This is a genomic window from Adlercreutzia equolifaciens, assembly GCF_029076695.1.
GTDB lineage: Bacteria > Actinomycetota > Coriobacteriia > Coriobacteriales > Eggerthellaceae > Adlercreutzia > Adlercreutzia equolifaciens_A.
Map to the genome: position 1 here is coordinate 1 of NZ_JARFIK010000454.1, position 296 is coordinate 296.

At 35.1% G+C, this 296-nt stretch carries 1 protein-coding gene; it reads left to right on the forward strand.

Annotated elements, in window-relative coordinates; translation table 11 throughout:
* Positions 1-109: 109 nt before the first annotated feature.
* Positions 110-296 (forward strand): hypothetical protein (locus tag PZH32_RS13150; protein WP_275208698.1); only part of this gene is annotated, 187 nt, incomplete at its 3' end.

Consider the following 296-nt stretch of genomic DNA (forward strand, 5'->3'; position numbering starts at 1 on the left):
GAATCATATAAAAATACCATTTGTCTGATACAGATTTAACAAGTGAAACAAGCCTTTTATTTGCTATAATATAATGAGCTACAAATATTTTTAGTAAAGGGGAAAAAAGATGAAAAAGGTGAGAAAGTACAGGAAACTGCTGAGCAGTCTGCTGATCTTCACATTGATCCTTTCAATGGGAAGTGGAGTTTTTGCAGCAAAGTCAGCAGGAGCTTTCGCAAAAGAAGCAGATCAGTACAAAATTTACCCAATTCCGCAATCTGTGACATATGGAAATAGTAGCTTTATCATGTCAG